We start from the raw sequence: 17,862 nt of genomic DNA, 5'->3' as shown, positions 1-17,862 counted from the left end.
AATCATTTTCTCTTTCAGAAGAAACTGGGGCCACCGGTTTTTCGATGACTGTCAGGTGAATACTATCTCACCACATGTATTGGATGTTGGGGGAACTGCTGGCTATGATACCCAAATCACCACGACTTACGATGGGGCGGGACGGAGCACTCGGAATGACTTCCCGACGATGACAGTTGGCAAGGACGGTAAGATGCAGAATATCGCAAATCCGTTATCAGTTGGGGAGATTTACAATACTCTAGACAAAATGCAGGACGGATCTATTGTTCAGTTGTATTGGGATACGAACCATGATTTTGGTCCGAACCATTATTCCTTGATTATGAAGATTGACGGAAAATGGTATAATTTTAACAATAATGACGCAAGAGGACAGGATGGAAAGGTGCTCCCAATTACATTTGTTCTTCCCAAACCTGATGAACCGAGACAGGATCGTCCTGTTTACGGAATTTACTATAACAGCTCAGACTACGCTGATGGAGATCCCGAAAGGAATTTTAGATGAAAATTAGCTCTCTGTTTTCAATATTACTGCTATTAGCTCTTTTTTCTTGTAAGAAAGAAAAGCCGACAGAGTCGGAACCTGTTGTGGAAGTGGATTATTTTCAAAAGTATAATAATCCTAAATTCAAACTGACCGATTACCCTGAGATTCAGGGGGTTTATACGATAGATGGATATGCCGGAATTTTTCGAAGACTCGGTATGTCAGAAGATCACCCTTGGTATAATTCAAGCCATTGTACCGAATTTGATCCTGCTCGTAATAAGCTGAAAATCAGAGTAGCTACTGAGAAGAAGGATATTGAAATAGATATAATCAATCGGATAGGAGAGAATATCTATTTAAGTAAAAATCACAAAGTAGTTAGAGTTAGATTGCTCTTTAATGAGAAAGGGGAATTATCTGAATATTTTGTTTTTGAATTGGATAACGATGAAAAGAAGAAAGATGCGATAACAGACAAAGAAAATCGGGATCCCAATACAAGAAAATCGGTTAATTGGGCGCAAGGGCCTTTAGAAGGTTATAAGGAGTGTATCCAATTCATTGAAGAGTCAATAAAAGTAGGCCAGGAAGAGAGTGGTAGAGATTATTGAGGACGTTCACAAAAACTGAAATGATGAAAAAGAGTAAAAATCTCAATCGAATCCCGGCTTCTGCCGGGTTTCGTCGTATTAGGGGGTAAGCTTAATACGCAGATTGTCGTACAGAACCGCGAAGGATCGAACCGTGGTCAAGTTATTGAGGGGTAAAGGAGATCGGGTTATGAAAGTTAAGCGCAATAACTTGACCGAAGGTGAGAGCCTGACCCGAGACTTGAGATATGAAGGTGAGGCTCGCAAAAACTAAAATAGCGGATTAATTCGAAGATATAACGGATAAAAAAGTGCTTGGTATTGGAAATTTTACTGAGATAAAGAAACAAATTCGACTTTCGGAAAAGGAAAAAGAACTTTTTTAAAGACCGTTTCACAGTCCGGATATGACTTTATCGCATTCGAAATTTCGAATGTAACTTAGTTTTTGTTGTTAAATAAACTTACGCGACTTTTTCGTAAGAATAGGTATGATACAATCCGCCGAGGACCGGCGTGGACATTAGCTTTGCATCTGGCGGCCTTTCAAGAACAGGAGAAGGGATGGGAGAGTCCTTATTCAAGGCCAAATGGGTCCGATGATAGTTGTAAAAGTGGATGTATTCTTCTAAGTGCTTTCTTAGATGGTATTCATTCGCTGGAATGAAGAAATCTAGAAATTCGTTTCTGCAAGTTTTGATCCATCGTTCCGCATAACAGTTTTGCCAGGGAGAATATGGTGATGTTTTCTTGGGTTTCAGTCCGATTCTTTGTAGGTATTTTGTGAATCTCTTTCCGAATAAAGGATCGTTGTCGGAGAGAAAGTAACGGATCTTTTTGTTTCGCCTTTTTCGTAAGGTCGCTTGAAACACTTTTCTCATCCATTTGGTGGTAGGATTGGTATGAATGTCGAAGTGAAGAACCTGCCTTGAGCCGACATGAAGAAAGAATATAACCCGGAAGATCTTCTTAAAATTAGAGGAATATACGGTGAACGTATCTGAGACGATCATGGTTTCCGAATGGAGGGAGTAGAATTGCTTCCATAAAAGCCTCCTCTTCGGATCTGGTGGTCGTTTGGGGATGTATTTAGAGACGGTTCGTTCTGAGATATCATATCCGAGTTTTTGTAGCAGGCCGTGTAGTTTTGTAGCTCCCCATATTCGATTTTCTTTCGCGATCTTTCGGATCAGTTTGATGAGAACCCAAGGGGAATTGGGTCGCCCGAGCATTTTTCGCCGGGAGGTCATAGCCCAAAAGGTTTTGAATTTTTGCTTTCTCCAAGTGAGAATGGTATTGGGAGAAACAATGGCAAGATTTGTTTTCCAATCTCGGAGAATGTAGGAAAGTAAAACGAGGATCATTCGTTGGAATGGTTTGGTATGGAACTTTTTCTTTCTGCGTTTGTAGGCAATAACTTGTGTCTTCAGGAATAGGATCTGTAATTCTGTTTGGGTTTTCGTTTTGAACTTGGATAAGAAGTAAAATAGAAAGAAGGCATTTGTTAAGAGAGATAGTTTATAATACATTAATAATTGCCATACGAATATAGAAACAATATTTAATAATCAAGCGGGAAAATCATACCGCTAATATCAGTAGATTCTAGGGGATTTCCTGTAGTAATTCTTCTATTTCGGAGTCGGACACCCCGCTTTGCTCGGATTTATCATAAATGAGGAGCAAATAAACGGAGTGGTCTTTAATTAGGACATGAGTGATAATCCTTGCCCCTCCGGATTTCCCTTTTCCTTTAGAGGAAATAGAGATCCGTATTTTATAACAATCTCGTGCGATCTTAGTTCCTTGGGCTGGATTCTGAATCAAGGAATGTACTAGATTAAGTATTTCTGCCTTGAGAGAGGGGAACTTTTTGATAAGTCGTTTAGCCTGGCGATCGAACTTAGGAAGTGAAAGAACTCTAAAGTTCATCTAAAAGTTCTTTCGCGGGTCTTGCTTTTAGTTTTCCTGCTTTTACCAGTTTCATTTCTTCTACGGCTTCTTTTACATCTTCTAAAAACTTGGCTTTAGACTCGGTAAGCGGTTTGGCCGTAACGAAGGATAGACCCTTTAAGACTTCGAGAAGTGAGGTAGCTTTTTCATCTTTTACATCGACTAGTATTTTCATGGTTTGAATTATCCTTACTTCAACTTTTGTCGTTGCTTTGAATATCTAAGTGTTTTCGAAACCCGAAATATTTTGCTGTTAGTATTTAACCAGGATTGATAACGCTGATTAAAACATATGGGCTGTCGTTTCCAATACTCGGCACCCTGTCCTTTCCGGATCCATGTACGAAATTATAGTTTATAGGCTGAATCTACAAGCATTTTAGTAATAAAAATTTGTATTAGAGTAAGAATTCTAGATAAGAGTCCCGCGAAGGATCGAACCGTGGTCAAGTTATTGGGGGGAAAGGAGATCGGGTTATGAAAGTTAAGCGCAATAACTTGACCGAAGGTGAGAGCCTGACCCGAGACTTGAGATATGAAGGTTCTCTAATAAAGAAAAGAGCGAGGGGCGCGGCCAAACTGAACATCCTCGGAGCCGAAGACCCAGCGCTTTGCAAAATTAGGATAACAGAATAAAGCCGTAAGCAAATAAAATGAAAACGAATAACCGTCGAGGAAAGCCGGAACAAGTATCTTGCATGAAAGTTGTGCAGTTGCATTTTTCATTTTGGAGTTTGCATTCCTGCGTTTCGATGAATCTCGTAGATTGAGGTCCTCCTATGAAGAGGAAAGTAGGCTCGAAAAATCGGATAGCGCTTGTAGAATTTTATCCTGATTCGACTAGAATCATAGGGCAAAAATGTAATGACTGGATAGATACTCCATGCAAGTCCAAGATTGCTGTGCAGTATGGAACCGACATGAAGTCGCAATTTTTTGAGGGGAATCGAAATGTTCTTTCGGAGAAAATACGACTGGCTTATCCGTTGGAAATCCAAGTAATTGCTCCTCTTTCCTGGGGTGAACCCATTTCAAAATTCCCCGTAAAGAGTATCGACTCGAATATTTCTGAACGGATGATTCTCGATGTCATTGAGTTTTCATATTTTCATATTTTCATATGGGAGCTGGAGCTCTTCCGGACCTGTGCTCACTCTTTTTGTGGGACGAGAATTCTAAAACATTTAAAATGCAAGACGGGACGTGGATTACTATGTGATCGGTTTTTTACCCCCATTTTCCCTCGACCAACTGTTCTGGGGGCGATTACGTTTGCCGTTGCTTTTCCTATTAGTTTTTTCAGTATGTGGATTCTTCCAGTAATGCAGGAACGTCGGACAGAATCAGTATTTCGCATCTATGATTCTAAATTGAAGCTTGTGAAGGAAATCAAGGCTAAGAATTCGTTTTAGGTCCTTTACGCGCTTTGGGCCATGCCTAACGCCAAAGGAAGATGATTGAAGGATATTCCTAGGATCCTCCGGCATGGGAGCGGGACGTGGAAGAACTGAATACAAGCTGGAAGCCGGAATGAAACCCGATTACACTCCGCTTAACAATAGAAATGTATGTTAGAATGTGAATTATTGAACGGAAAATAACGATTCTCCATCCACAAAATATAGGAACCTAATCCTGTCAAAATCCCTACTCCCAAAACGGCGATAGACAACAAAGCGAAGACAAAAAATGTAAAAAAAGACAATTTCCGAAAGGGATTGGAGTGAAAGAATTTGCGAAAAAATATTCCCACTCGTGTCTGTCTGCGAAGAAAGCACAGTTAAGTCGTCTTATAGCTAAGCTATCGAATCAGGCTCCAAGATTATGAAGAAACTGAGTGAGACTGGAGAGATATTGAGGGGACTTAAAGTATGAAATCCGGAGAAATCGATTTCTTCAAAAATGAGAATCATTTTAGCGATAGAGTAGAGGCGTTTCGAAAGCGTTATGAGAAGTTGGACAATGAAGGTAGAATCCAAGAGAAGAAAAGGTTAATGACGAAACTAGTGCTTCTAAATCGGCAATTCGAAAAACGGGATTCCTATTTGAAAATGCTATCCCGGAAAGGTCAGGAACTGAAAGCAAAACTCAAAATAGCGAGATTGTGGGATTTGTCTTAAAGAGGTATTTAGCAGAGCAAAAGAGATAAACATTCGGTCCCTGCCGAAATTCTTTCTTTTAATTGGGATGAAAATTTGGTTGATGCCTTGAGCCTCTAAAAAAAGATGACATTAGCATCTGTTTTTGAACAGGTTTCGCGGTTCTCCGTGGATCATTGGGTATGGCCCGTTCTTTGGAAAGTCCGCGATGGATTTTCTTTTCTGAGGTGGTAGTGCCGGTGGAATTTCAAGATTTAGACTCTTATTTTCAAAGTCTCACTGACATAACGGACACGATTTCCATCCTGAATTCCCCTTACGACTCCGACTTCGATGCAGACATCGATCGCATGGAAGATTTTTTTAAAGATATCCAATCCAGAGACTGGTATTCTCAGGGAAGGGAGCATTTTAACTTATTCGCGAGTCATTTTTCCTTCCACACCAAAATCGTGGAGGAAATCATCCGTGAAGCCAGGGAAATTCTGGATCCGGAAAGAAGAGTGTACGTAAAGCGTTTGGTTTCGTACAACAAAAACGTTTTGGAATGGTTTGCGGAACTTCAAAAGAGACGCAAGTCCTCCGAGTCTCTCGCGACGGCCTGATCATAACTTTCGTTTAGGATTGACACTCCTATCCTTCGGGGGAGTCTTGCGTTCGTGCCCCAAAGCAATCAAAAATCGGAGGAAATCCAGAATTTCCTTACAAGGCCGTATCTATTCTATCCGGTTCTTCTTTTTTTATTCGTCTTTCTCGTGGATAAACTTTTCTTTTTGGAAAAGGTTCGGGACTATCTTAAGACGGAATTCACTTACATTTACTACGATGTGAAGAAGGATCTCCTGAAGGAACTCATACAAAAGTACGGTTCCCAAGCGACTCAAAAATCCCCGAAAAAGCTCGTCATCCTTTTGGGATCTTCCCGTTTGCTTTATTTTAAAAACCAGGAGATACTGGATTTTTATCCCGACTGGGACGTTTATAATTTTTCTTCGGCCGTAACGACTCCGGCATATTATCTTTTCTTTTTGGAAAGAATGATAGAAGGCGGGGTGAAGCCTGACTTTCTGGTGATGGAAGCCGACCCTTTCCAATTCAACGCGAACAGCACCACTTTTAAGAAATCCAATCTCGCGAACAGCTTCGATCTGCGATTCGTTCTTTCTTATGCATGGACGTTGGGTCGTGAGAATGTGAACTATTATCTCGGGAATACGATTTTCGGAGTCAGCAAAAACAAACCATATCTTTCGAATGTGGTAAATCGTCTGACGAATAAGAAGTTCGAAATGGCCGAGCTCGTAAAGCAGATGACGATCGATACCTTGTATAAGGATCAGGGGAATGCTATTTCTCCGGCGGGCGCATTCTTCGAACGCGACTTCGGCAAGTTAGAGGACAGTTCGATCCGAACGATCGGTTGGATCTATCCGAAATACGCTCCTTCGGAAATGCAATTCGAGTTTTACGAAAAGATTCTGAGATTGGTTAAAGAGCGGCAGATTTCTACGATCGTGGTGCGCCCGGAAGTTTCCTTGCCTTTGGAGAATCTTCTCGCCTCGATGAAGATTCCCGCTCCCTGGAAGGAAAAAATTCTTCCGATCAACGAGTCTTACGGCATTCCGCTTTTGGAACTCGCAGAAGAAAAAGATTACGAGTGCAATTCCTTTGCGGACAGCGGACATATGGCAGTGGATTGTTATCGTCCTTTCTTGCGTTTTTTGCGGCTACATTTCCCGCATTCCGCTCAATAATTTTTTTGCAAACTTTCTGTAGGAGTTCCTACAGAATTCCGCTCCGAAAAAAGAGTTGTTCAAATCCGATTTTTCTGATATTCGAGCCGAATCGAGCGCTTCGGGGATAGCGGGTACCACCGCACCGGCCCCCACCCAGAGCAGGGTGGGGACCTCGCCCTTGAACCTAATAGAGTTGACGACTTTCCCGTAAAGTCTTAGGTTTGGGTCTTAGATTTTTCATAAGGCAATTTCATGAAACGCATCTTATTTCCAATTTGCGCCGTTGCGATCCTCGCAGGGTGCTCTTCTCTTAACATCGCGGAAAACAAGGGTAAGGATCAGGAGTACCAGATCATGGATCCGAATCTCAGGGTGGAAAAATTCAAGGAGACCTTCAATCTGAAGGCGGAAGGTCCTGTGGTCTTGGATTGTTCCGGTAAAACCTGTACTCCGGACCAGATCGGAACTCTCACTCCCGATCAGATCAAAAAATTCAAACGGAACGGAAGTTGGAAGGAATACGTGGAGAAAGAGGGTGCTGACCATAAGAAGTTCAGCGTTCTCGTCCGTGTCGGTGATTATAAGGACGATAAAAGGGACGGAATCTGGAAGACTCTTTTTGAAACGGGAGAAACTTTAAGGGAAACCCCGTACGTCGCCGGCTTAAAGGAAGGAGAAGAGAAAAAACTTTCCAAAGACGGTACCCAGACAGAGAGCACAATGAACAAAGCGGATAAGAAGAACGGTCCGTACTGGTCTAAATCCGAAAAAGGATTCCTCTTAGAGGAAGGTTCCTATGCGGACGACAAAAAGGTCGGAACTTGGAAGGAATATCACGCCGAGGACGGAGCCAAAAAATCCGTCACAGAATATAAGAACGGCTTAAAAAGCGGTCACGAAATCAATTACCAAAAGGACGGAAACACTCTCTCTTCCGAGGGGAATTACGTCGACGACCTGAAGACGGGCAATTGGAAGTCCTATTACGACAACGGCCAGATCCAAGCCGACGGAGCTTATGCTCCTAAAGGTACGGGAACGGATCGCAAGGCTCTCAGAACCGGATCTTGGAAAGAATATTATAAAAATGGAAAGGTCTTTGCCGAGGGCCAGAGGGATCATACCAGAAAAGGGGATTGGAAATTCTACTGGAGCAACGGAAACATCGCGTACAAAGGATCCATGCAGAACGAATTCATGATGTCCTCCGCCGAAGCCTACGATAAGGAAGGACAACTGGTCGGAAAAGGAAAGATGAGCTTTTCCATCCTTTTGATCGACGACAAAAACGACGAACTCAACGCTAAGTTCCGTCCGGATCTTCCTTTTACGTATTACAAAAACGGAAAGAAAAGTTTCGATATCATCGACGAGAACCGCGCCATAGAATACGACGAATCCGGTGCGAAATTGGGCGAGGGTCCGATCATGGTGGGAACGAACGCTAAGAACGGATGCTGGTCCACTCCTCAAGGGAAAAAATATTTTATCAATGGGAAGGAAAACTCTAAGATGGGTGAAATGCAAAATTGCAAATGATTTTGCAGCCGGGAGAAACATGAGCGAAACGAAGAATAAGTTTGAAATCTCCGGCCCCAAGGCGATCGCCTTGGGGTTCCTTTTGGCGGCCCCGATCTTTTTCCTTTTCGGAACTTGGACCAAAAGTTGCTCTTCCATCGGCCGCCAGGCCAAAGTCACGTACAGTGGTTCTTTTACGGAAGGGACCTTGGTCTCGTTAGACCAAAACAAATTAGTCCTGAAAGATCCCGATTTTACGATTCCTCTGGAAACCCTGGAAAAAATCGAATTTTTAGAGGACGCAAAGACTGTAGACCCGGGTCAGGTTCCGTTAAGCGACTCCGAAAAGGCATTTATCGGAACCTACAAATTGCAGATAGGGATGCATAAGGGCGTTCTCATCCTTTTTCCCAGAAAAACAGGAGGCATAGGAGGAACCCTTCGATTTACGAATTGGGGAAAGGGAGCCAATGAATTTCTCTCTCAGGTGAGGATCACCGGTAAGTCGATCCGGTTTGTACGTTCCTGTACCGGAGTCCGTTGTTCCGAAATCGGAAGCAATGTCCCGTTCCAGCAGACCTACATTGGAGATTTGGACGGTAAAAAAATCCAAGGGCCGTACCAGGGAACTAATAGTTCTGGCCGTTGGACGGCGGAGCGTTAAACTAGGATCGAAACCGAACGAGACCAGATGGAACCAAAATCCTTGCCCACGGAACATTCTTCCTTAACCGAACTCGACTTGGCCTTTGCCAAAGAAACTCTGGATCAGATCCGAAACGAACTCGCCCGGGAAATCACGGGGCAAGATTTCGTCGTCAGAAGTCTCTTGGTCTCCTTGGCTTGCCAAGGACACGTATTGTTGGAAGGGATGCCGGGCTTGGCCAAGACTTTGCTTGCCAAATCCCTTTCCGCGGCTTTGGAACTGGACTACAAAAGAGTGCAGTTTACTCCGGATCTCCTCCCGGCGGATTTGGTCGGAACCGTCGTATTCAATCCTAAGGAAGGGGACTTTCGTACGAGAAAAGGTCCGATCTTTACCGGAGTGCTTTTGGCGGACGAGATCAACCGAGCCCCCGCGAAAGTGCAATCCGCATTGTTGGAATGTATGGAAGAACGTACCGTTACGATCGGGGAAAATACGTTTCCGCTCGAACGTCCCTTTCTCGTACTCGCGACGGAAAACCCGATCGACCAAGACGGGACCTATCCGCTACCGGAAGCCCAAACGGACCGCTTCTTTATGAAAATACTCGTCGATTATCCGGCTATGGGAGAAGAACTGGAAATTCTGGACCAACATGGTCGTTTATCACCCGGCGAAAAACGAATTCGAAAAGTGGCAGGTTCCAAGGAGATTCTGCGTATATCCTCTTTGGTGGACAAGGTACATGTGGAACCGAAGTTGAAAAGTTATATCGTTCGTCTCGTTCGGAACACTCGCCCGGAAGAAAAGACGATTCCGGATCTTCTTCCTTACGTCAAACACGGCGCTTCTCCCAGGGCCAGCCTCAGTCTGCTTAAGGCGGCGAAAGCCAAGGCCTTATGGGAAGGCAGAAATTACGTGATCCCGGAGGACGTCAAAGGCTCTTTACCGGAAATCCTAAGACATAGGATCCTACTTACGTTCGAAGCGATTTCGGAGGAAGTGGAAATCGAATCCGTCATCCGGACCGTTTCGGAGGCCACTCAGGTTTTGTAAAATGCTTCGCAAGGAGTACCAAAATCTGGTTCGACTCCTGGAATTCAAGGAGAAGGGATTTTCCAGAAAGGAAAGGCAAGGTTCCGCTTCGAGTCAGAGAAAAGGTAGAGGACTGGACTTCAAGGATGTCCGCCCGTACTCGATCGGAGACGATACTCGCTTGATCGACTGGAATGTGACCTCTCGATTGGGGGAACTCCACGTCAGGGAGTTTTACGAGGAAAAGGAAAGATCGGGAGTCTTCTTTCTGGATGTATCCGAGTCGATGAACTGGAGTTCTCAGGAGTGGACCAAATCGGAAAATGCCTTTCAGGTTCTCGCTTTGCTGATTCTTCTCTATGTCCGAAAAGGGAATCTGGCGAAGGTCCTATTATATTCGGACGTTCTGGAGCACGAAACGGGATATCTTAGGACTGTGGAAGAAGCGCTTCCCGCCTTGGAAAAGATCCGGACAAGAGTCGGACGAAATCCGAAGACGAATCCGGACCTACCGTTTTCCGTGTTGAAGAATAAGATCCAAAAGTATACCGACTCGTACATCCTATCCGATTTCATCAATGTGCCTCCTCTATGGAAATTACGGGGCTTAAGAAAATTCCACAATCTCCATGCTATCCGTTTCGTCGATCCTCTGGAGACTAGGCCTCCGAGAGGTTTGTTTTCTTTTTTTCTGGCAAAAGATCCGGAAACGGGAAACTCATTGGATGCAGGAAGCGCCTCTTCCAAAGCCAAAGAGAATCTAGAACAGTTATTCCAGAATCGGATTTTGGATTTGGAAGGCGGACCGGACGATCCTTCCAGAATCCTTTCTTATTGGTGGAGAACGAAATGAGAAGGTTGTGCATCGGTACATTTTTATCCTGCTGTATCTTCTTCGTTTCTACCTTGGAAGCGTTTACGGAAGAGTGGGCGCCGAATGCGGTGAGGATCGGACAGAAAGCGGTTTATGTACTGGAATTTTCGGAAGGGGAAGTCCTTTCTCCGGAGACTCCTTCCCTAGGAATGTATCCGGATCCGGATTCTCCCGACCTACCTTTATTCGAAGTGTTCGTTTCCGATCAGGACGCGGGAAGGATCCGTCTGGAAGTCGCTTATTATTCCGTAGGGACGTTTGTACTTCCTCTTAACTGGACGGACAGTAAGGGAGCGAAAATCGTTTCGAAGGCGACGTTAAAAGTGGAAAGCTCTCTGCAGGAAAAAGACAAATCCCCGGAAGACATCCTTCCTCCGGATACGTTTTCCGGTCCGTACGGATGGAGGTTAGCGGGTCTCATCGCGGGAAGTACGGCCTTGTTGCTCGGGGCTCTCTATGCCTATTATCTTCACAGGACGCGTTCCAAGGTCCCTTTAGATGCGATCCTGCAAGCAGATCCCTGGATTACGAAAATTCTCCGTTATGAAAGTATGTTAAGCGAACTAATGGAAAACGATCCGATCTCCGCTAGGGAATTTTATCGCTGCCTCTCCGGATGGATCCGGGAAGCCGTTTCGCAAAAATTGTCGGTCCCTACGGCTCACTTAACGGAATCGGAATTGTTCTCCCGCATTTACGACTCCTTTCCTCTAAACGGGGACGAAGCACTAGCTTGGGAGATTCTCCTGAAAAAGGCTCAATATTCCCCGGAAGAGTCCATCGTTTCCAAGGAAGAGGCGATCGTCGCCTTGGATTTCTGGAAAGAGGCTTTGCGGAAATGAAGGAATGGGAATCGCCTCTTTATCTTTTTCTGTTGGTCCCGGTATGGCTATGGACTGCGTTTTCGTATTGGAACGGAAGGCCCGCGTTGCGCGCGGAACTAAGAATGCCGGGAGATACGTTGCGCAGGAAAAGCGGGATTTCGAAATTCCTTTCCCAAACCTTTCCGATTCTTCGACCGATCGCTTTGAGTTTGCTTGTGATCTCGTTGGCAGGTCCCGGAAAGACATATCGCTTTCTGCCCAACGAAACTAAGGGCGTGGATATCATGCTCGCTCTGGATGTTTCCGGCTCCATGTCCCGAAGCCGGGACTTCCTGCCGGATACTCGTTTAGGAGTTTCCAAAAAATTATTGAGAGAGTTCATTCGAAAGAGGGAAAACGATCGTGTGGGCCTGGTCGTTTTTGCGGGCGGTGCATACCTGCAATCTCCTCTTACGAGCGATCGCGCGACTCTGGAGGAAATCCTAGGAGTGGTCGAAGAGGAAACAGTCCCAGAGCAGGGAACCGCCATCGGAGACGCAGTGATCCTTTCTTCTTATCGCCTCAGGAAATCTCCGGCTAGGTCGCGGGTCATCGTTCTGATCACGGACGGAGTCTCCAACACGGGCAGGATCGATCCGGTCACAGCTACCGAAATCGCGGATGGAATCGGAATCAAGATCTATTGTATAGGGATCGGAAAAGAGGACCAATCTTACGAGATCAATTTCGACATCCTCTCCGAACTCTCCTCCAAGACGGGAGGAATCTTTTATCGGGCCGAGGACACGAGCCAGCTCAGGGAAGTTCTCGCCGCGATAGACGCGTTGGAAAAGGATCCTCTTTCTCTTCCACCGGAGGAAGTACGAGAAACGGATGCGCTTTATTTTCTACTCTGTGCTCTTGCGGTCCTATCTTTGGATCTGTTTTGTAGGACTTGGATCCTGAGGTATTACGTATGACCGAAACGGTTCTACATCGATTTTTCCTTTTGATTGCCGCAGTCTATGCCTCCTATGTTTTCATCCGTTTTCTCTTCCTGTTTTTATGGAGAAGGTGGGTCCGAGCTCTTCCGGGTTTGGATCGGGAGGCGGAGACTCCTTCGGTGCTTTTGGTAATTCTCCGGTTATTTTGCATTGGCCTCGCCTTATTTCTTTGTTCTTTAAGTTTTCAACCGAACTCCGGTCCCAAGTCTAAGGAGGAGGAGACCCTGTACGGAGTGGATTTTCTCTTTCTAACGGACGTAAGTCTTTCCATGCAATCCGTAGATACGTTTCCGACCAGACTCATACGGGCAAAGGAAACGATATTGCGCGTCTTGCCCGGATTGACCGGCAATCGTTTCGGAATGATCGTCTTTGCGGCATCCCCTTTCGTTTATTGCCCCATGACATCCGACATAGGGACTTTTTCGGACTTTGTTCGCGGATTGGATGTGGATATGGTAGGGGATCGGGGCACCGACTTGGAGGCGGCGTTCCGTAAGGCGGAAGAGATGCTGGAATCCAACCGGGTCTTTCGGAATCGCGTAGTGGTCCTGGTTACGGACGGAGAAGACGCACAGGATCCGGGACCCTTCCGTTTTCCTGCCGATCTTATCGTTTGGTCCGTGGGAACGACTGAAGGCGGGCCTATCGCCTACAAAGACGAAGGCGCTGTTTTAAGCGGATATTTGACAAGGGACGGATCCTTGGCTCCTTACGAACATTCTCCCGGCGTGGTTCGGACGAGAGCCAATGAGGATTTTTTAAAGTCCCTAGCGGAAGCCAATCACGGAGATTTTCTCTCTCTGAATCGGACCAGCCCGAGCGCGGAGGACCTAAAGGCTAGGATACGGAGTATGGATCGGAATGCGACGAAAAGAATAGCGAACCTAAGAAGGTCCGAAGGATTACGGAAACTTCTTCTTCCCGCGGTGCTTCTTTTGCTCTTCGATTTCTTTTTCTTGGAAGCCTGGGGAAGATACGGAAAGTTTCTTTCTCGGAAACTTTTCATGCTTCTTCTGTTCGGATTTTTCTCCATATCGTTTCCGGTCGGGGTATCGGCCGTGGAATTGGACCCGGGGGGCGATCGGATTCAGGAAGGCAAACAGGCCTACGAACAAGGGAATTTTCCGAATGCCTTGGAAAAATACAAGGAGGCGGAGTCCTACTTTCCCGGAGATCCAAGATTGGAATACAATCGAGGATCCTCCAGATACAAGTCGGGAGACCTGGAGCAATCTCTGCGGAATTTCGAGAAGGCGTTGGAATCCAAGGACAATTCGTTGCGCTCCAAAGCGTATTACAATTTAGGAAACATTTATCTGCAATTGGGCGATCGAAAGCGAGCTGCGGAAAATTATATGCGTTCTCTCAAAGAGAATCCGAAACAGGAAGTCGCCAGAAAGAATTTGGAATGGCTAAGAAAACTTCCTCCTCCTCCGCAAAAGAACGGACAAACGGATCTTACGAAGGACAAAACGGGAGGATCCAAGGAAAAGGAAGGGCGGGGAGGCGCGTCGGGGAATTCGGAAACGAAGGAACAGCCGCAAGACCAAAGGAAAGAAGGAAACAAGAATTCCAAGTCCGAGTCCGAATTGGAAAAGATGATGGATTCTCTGGACTTAAACGCGGTCAAACGGAAGAGCATAGGCTCCCGAAACCGGGAGGTATTTTGGTGAATCGAAAGTGCCTTCCTTTTCTTCTTCTACTATTCTCCGTCCCGTTAATCGCGGGTGAGCCCAAATTTTATCTCAGCCAATCCAGGGCTGAATTGGGAGATCCTGTTTTTGCGGTTTTCGAATTGGAAGGCGCCACTCAGGTTCGTCTGCTCGAAAAAGAATTCCATGGAAAAGGAATCAAAGCGGTTTACTGGGGAATGGAAGACAACACCACCATCCTGAACTACAAAGCGTATCGAAAAAAAATGCTGAAGTACAGGCTGGTGGTTTCCGGGCCGGGAAAATACGAGGTTCCGGAAATCTCTCTCGAATTGGACGGCAAACGGATTCGTTCCGCCTCCTTGGTCGTAGAGTTCGGTGCAAAACCCCCCGGCCCGAGAGGTCCGGGTTCGATCTGGAACAGATTTTTCTCTAATGAGAGCGAAGAGGGTCCCGCGGACGGGGATTTGAAAGTGGTCTTCCAATTGGATAAAAAGGAAGTCTGGATGGGGCAACCCCTGCTCGGATTCTACGCGCTATATTATAGAAATTCGATACGTCCGTACTTCGATCGCGATCCTTCCAGCTCCATCGAATTCCCGTATTTCAGGAGCGAAATCCTTTCCGGAATGAGCCTGAATATTCCGGAGACCGTGCTTTACGACGGGGTGCCGTATGAAACCTTTCCCTATAACAAGGAATTCTTCGTACTGACTCCTTTGAAGCCGGGAGAATATTCCTTAGGATCCACCTCCTTTCATCTGGAAGGACAGTTGCAATCCTATTTCCACATGCGGACCATACGTAGTGTTCCGGGAAAAATCCGGGTCAAGCCTTTGCTTTTAGCTCCTCCGAATTTCAGCGGAGCGGTAGGTAGGTTCAGAATCGAGACGGGAGGTTCTCCCGCCGATTCTAAGTTAGGCGAGCCATTTCTACTCAAATTGAATTTGCAAGGAAAAGGAAATTTGGCGCCGGTACAGGATCCGATCCGATCTTCCTGCGGATCTCCCGATTGCTTTCCGGAGATCACCTTAGTGCAATCCGTTCCCCAGCGGGAATTCAAGGAATTGGATCCCGGAGAGTACGGTTTCCGACTGAATTATTCCTACACGTATTCCGTCCTCCCGCAAAAGCAGGGCCTCTGGAATCGCGGGACGCTTTCCTTCGTATATTTTGATCCTTATCTAGGGAACTATTCCCAACTTTCCATTTCTCTTCCTACCGTGAAAGTAGGACCTCCGGCGCCGCCGCTTTCCGAATCTAATGCGGAAAAACGGAAAGACGCCGGCTGGAAATGGTGGTTTTGGGGTTTCGTTGCGTTGGCAGTGTCTTGTGCGGCTTACCTAGGTCTGTACCAATGGAAGAAGATCGGAAAGCGGGTGGAGACTTTGAAACGACTTGACGAATGGATCGGATCCAAAAGAGGTTTGGTATTGAAGCATTCGGTTCTCGCCAAAGGGCTTTCCGAGGGCGAAGCGGCTTTATTGGCCGATTGTAAGTCAAAGGAGAAGGCTCTAACCGAGATGTATTCCAAATTGGATCCGGCCTCTAAAATCCGACTTCTCGGATCTGCGAAAAGGATTTTAAATGACCCAAGGCAAAACGAAACTATATGAGCGAAGAAATTAAAGGCAGAATCTCCGTAGAAACGGAGAACATTTTCCCAATCATTAAAAAATGGTTATATTCCGAAAAAGATATCTTTTTGAGGGAATTGGTTTCCAACGCATCGGACGCGATTTCCAAACTTAGGAAGATTTCCCTCAACGAGGAGTTCGACGGAGGAACCGACTACAGGATCGATATAAATTTCGATCAAACCGCAAGGACCTTAACGATCGAGGATAACGGAATCGGAATGACCGAGGAAGAAGTCCGAAAATACATCAATCAGATCGCTTTTTCCGGAGCCGAGGAATTCGTAAAGAAATACCAAGGGGAAGGGGAAAAGCCCGAGATCATCGGACATTTCGGGTTAGGATTCTACTCCTCCTTCATGGTTTCCGCCAAGGTTCGGATCGAAACGAAATCTTATCGCAATGGTTCCGTCGGAGTCGTTTGGGAAAGCGAATCCGGCACCGAATTTACTCTGAAAACGGAAGAGAAGACCTCCCGAGGCACAAAGATCGTTCTATTTTTGGATCCGGATTCCGGAGAGTACCTCGATGCTTGGAAATTGAAGGAACTGGTGCGCAAATACTGCGATTTTCTTCCGGTTTCCATTTTCGTCAAAGGGGAACAAGCCAATAAGAAGAATCCTCTTTGGAGTGCGACTCCTTCTTCCTTAAAAAAAGAGGACTACGAGGAATTTTACCGGTATCTGTTTCCGTTTGCGGGAGAACCTCTCTTCCACGTTCATCTCAACGTGGATTATCCGTTCCGACTCCAGGGAATCCTGTACTTCCCGAGATTGCGTCACGAACTGGACGCGAATCGGATGGGAATCAAGCTGTACTGCAATCACGTATTCGTTTCCGACGAGGCGAAGGAGTTGGTTCCCCAGTTCCTGACCGTTCTACAGGGTACTCTGGATATACCCGATTTACCGCTCAACGTTTCGCGTTCCTATCTGCAAAACGATCCGCTGGTAAAAAAGATATCCGCGCATATCGTCAAAAAGGTCGCGGATAAGATCCAGGAGGAATTCAAAAGGGATTCCGAGACCTTCCGAAAAAACTGGGATGAGATTTCCCTGTTCGTGAAGTACGGATTGATGACGGACGAAAAATTCTACGAGGCTGCCAAGGATCTGGTTTTCTTCCGTTCTTCCAACGACGAATTGATCCGGTTGGAGGATTACGTACTCCGTAATCAGGAAAAGAATTCCGGGAAGATCTATTACGCGAACGAAACGGAATTATCCTCCGTCTATATGGATCTTTTAAAAACCCAAGGCTTGGAGGCCATCTTGGTGGACTCCAGGATAGACAACCATTTCCTACAGTTTTTGGAGAGTAAAAACCCCGACTGGAAATTCCAAAGAGTGGATTCCGAACTCGCGGAACAAACCTTGGACAAGGATGCCACCCCCGGTTTAGCGGACGCGGAAAACAAAACGGAAGCCGATCGAATCCAAGAAATCTTCGGCAAAGCGGTGGGAAGAGAAGGTCTGGAGATCCGCTCGGAGGCCCTCAAGTCGGAGGAAGTTCCGGCCGTCATCCTCTTGCCGGAGCATCTGCGTCGGTTGGCGGAAATGGGCCAGATGTACGGACAGAAATCCAACGACCTGTTAAAGAACCATACTTTGCTGGTCAATCGTAGGTCCAAGCTCGTTCAGAATCTTCTGAATCTCAGCAAAGGTCTCCGGCCGGAACGTGCGGAAAAGATCGCAAAATCCGTGTACGATATGGCCTTGCTGGGGGCCAAGTTGTTAGGCGAGGACGAGGTCTCGGCTATGCTTCGCCGAGAAAGGGAACTTTTGGAGGAACTTTCCGAAGGATAAAAGCGCGAAAA

At 46.0% G+C, this 17,862-nt stretch carries 17 protein-coding genes; 14 read left to right on the top strand and 3 right to left on the bottom strand.

The genetic code is table 11. From position 1 onward, the window contains the following. Positions 1 to 511, top strand: a 511-nt coding sequence (locus EHO60_RS13745) for a hypothetical protein (protein ID WP_210409371.1), incomplete at its 5' end; no start/stop codon positions are given. After that, positions 508 to 1,107, top strand: coding sequence for a hypothetical protein (locus tag EHO60_RS13740; RefSeq protein ID WP_135768759.1), 600 nt, complete (start codon positions 508 to 510; stop codon positions 1,105 to 1,107). The genes EHO60_RS13745 and EHO60_RS13740, both read left to right, overlap by 4 nt. 443 nt (positions 1,108 to 1,550) lie before the next feature. Here the strand turns inward: EHO60_RS13740 and EHO60_RS13735 are convergent, their stop codons facing one another. The 3 genes from EHO60_RS13735 to EHO60_RS13725 all read right to left on the bottom strand — a co-directional run bounded on the left by EHO60_RS13735 (position 1,551) and on the right by EHO60_RS13725 (position 3,214). Continuing rightward, positions 1,551 to 2,615: an integrase core domain-containing protein gene (locus tag EHO60_RS13735; protein WP_135768758.1), complete on the bottom strand. Its 1,065-nt coding sequence runs from the start codon at positions 2,613 to 2,615 to the stop codon at positions 1,551 to 1,553. A gap of 76 nt (positions 2,616 to 2,691) precedes the next feature. Beyond that, a complete protein-coding gene (locus EHO60_RS17290) occupies positions 2,692 to 3,018 on the bottom strand; it encodes a type II toxin-antitoxin system RelE/ParE family toxin (RefSeq protein ID WP_135768757.1) in 327 nt (108 codons plus the stop codon). Then, the gene (locus EHO60_RS13725; RefSeq protein WP_135768756.1) at positions 3,008 to 3,214 is read right to left on the bottom strand and encodes a hypothetical protein; all 207 of its coding nucleotides are present in this window, start codon (positions 3,212 to 3,214) and stop codon (positions 3,008 to 3,010) included. The genes EHO60_RS17290 and EHO60_RS13725 overlap by 11 nt, the downstream gene beginning before the upstream one ends. Before the next feature lie 1,696 nt (positions 3,215 to 4,910). Between EHO60_RS13725 and EHO60_RS13715 the strand changes: the two genes are divergently transcribed. The 12 genes from EHO60_RS13715 (at position 4,911) to htpG (ending at position 17,851) form a co-directional block, all read left to right on the top strand. Beyond that, positions 4,911 to 5,159, top strand: a complete 249-nt coding sequence (locus EHO60_RS13715) for a hypothetical protein (RefSeq protein ID WP_135768755.1) — start codon at positions 4,911 to 4,913, stop codon at positions 5,157 to 5,159. Positions 5,160 to 5,377: 218 nt separating this feature from the next. Beyond that, a complete protein-coding gene (locus tag EHO60_RS13710) occupies positions 5,378 to 5,743 on the top strand; it encodes a PLU-1-like domain protein (protein WP_135768754.1) in 366 nt (121 codons plus the stop codon). Between the two features lie 54 nt (positions 5,744 to 5,797). Continuing rightward, entirely contained in the window at positions 5,798 to 6,892 is a 1,095-nt protein-coding gene (locus EHO60_RS13705; protein ID WP_135768753.1) for a DUF1574 domain-containing protein, read from the top strand. Positions 6,893 to 7,126: 234 nt separating this feature from the next. After that, positions 7,127 to 8,413: an LIC20035 family adhesin gene (locus tag EHO60_RS13700; RefSeq protein WP_135768752.1), complete on the top strand. Its 1,287-nt coding sequence runs from the start codon at positions 7,127 to 7,129 to the stop codon at positions 8,411 to 8,413. Between the two features lie 19 nt (positions 8,414 to 8,432). Continuing rightward, entirely contained in the window at positions 8,433 to 9,056 is a 624-nt protein-coding gene (locus tag EHO60_RS13695; protein ID WP_135768751.1) for an LIC20036 family protein, read from the top strand. A 27-nt stretch (positions 9,057 to 9,083) separates the two neighbouring features. Next, positions 9,084 to 10,094, top strand: coding sequence for an AAA family ATPase (locus EHO60_RS13690; RefSeq protein ID WP_135768750.1), 1,011 nt, complete (start codon positions 9,084 to 9,086; stop codon positions 10,092 to 10,094). Position 10,095: 1 nt separating this feature from the next. After that, positions 10,096 to 10,926 carry a DUF58 domain-containing protein gene (locus EHO60_RS13685; RefSeq protein ID WP_135768749.1) on the top strand — a complete coding sequence of 277 codons (831 nt, stop codon included), beginning with the start codon at positions 10,096 to 10,098 and terminating at the stop codon, positions 10,924 to 10,926. Beyond that, the gene (locus tag EHO60_RS13680) at positions 10,923 to 11,789 is read left to right on the top strand and encodes an LB_053 family protein (protein ID WP_246028318.1); all 867 of its coding nucleotides are present in this window, start codon (positions 10,923 to 10,925) and stop codon (positions 11,787 to 11,789) included. The genes EHO60_RS13685 and EHO60_RS13680 overlap by 4 nt, the downstream gene beginning before the upstream one ends. After that, on the top strand, positions 11,786 to 12,730 hold the full coding sequence (batA, locus tag EHO60_RS13675) for a VWA domain-containing protein BatA (protein WP_135768748.1): 945 nt from the start codon (positions 11,786 to 11,788) through the stop codon (positions 12,728 to 12,730). Before EHO60_RS13680 ends, batA begins: the two co-directional genes overlap by 4 nt. Then, positions 12,727 to 14,430, top strand: a complete 1,704-nt coding sequence (batB, locus tag EHO60_RS13670; protein ID WP_135768747.1) for a VWA domain-containing protein BatB — start codon at positions 12,727 to 12,729, stop codon at positions 14,428 to 14,430. The genes batA and batB overlap by 4 nt, the downstream gene beginning before the upstream one ends. Then, complete coding sequence (locus EHO60_RS13665) at positions 14,427 to 16,025, top strand: BatD family protein (RefSeq protein WP_135768746.1); 1,599 nt, start codon at positions 14,427 to 14,429, stop codon at positions 16,023 to 16,025. Before batB ends, EHO60_RS13665 begins: the two co-directional genes overlap by 4 nt. Further along, on the top strand, positions 16,022 to 17,851 hold the full coding sequence (htpG, locus tag EHO60_RS13660) for a molecular chaperone HtpG (protein WP_135768745.1): 1,830 nt from the start codon (positions 16,022 to 16,024) through the stop codon (positions 17,849 to 17,851). The genes EHO60_RS13665 and htpG overlap by 4 nt, the downstream gene beginning before the upstream one ends. Positions 17,852 to 17,862 lie beyond the last annotated feature (11 nt).

Origin of the sequence: Leptospira fletcheri, from assembly GCF_004769195.1 — a bacterium.
GTDB lineage: Bacteria > Spirochaetota > Leptospiria > Leptospirales > Leptospiraceae > Leptospira_B > Leptospira_B fletcheri.
Note: the sequence above shows the minus strand (reverse complement) of the source record. Positions and strands in the feature narration are given on the sequence as shown.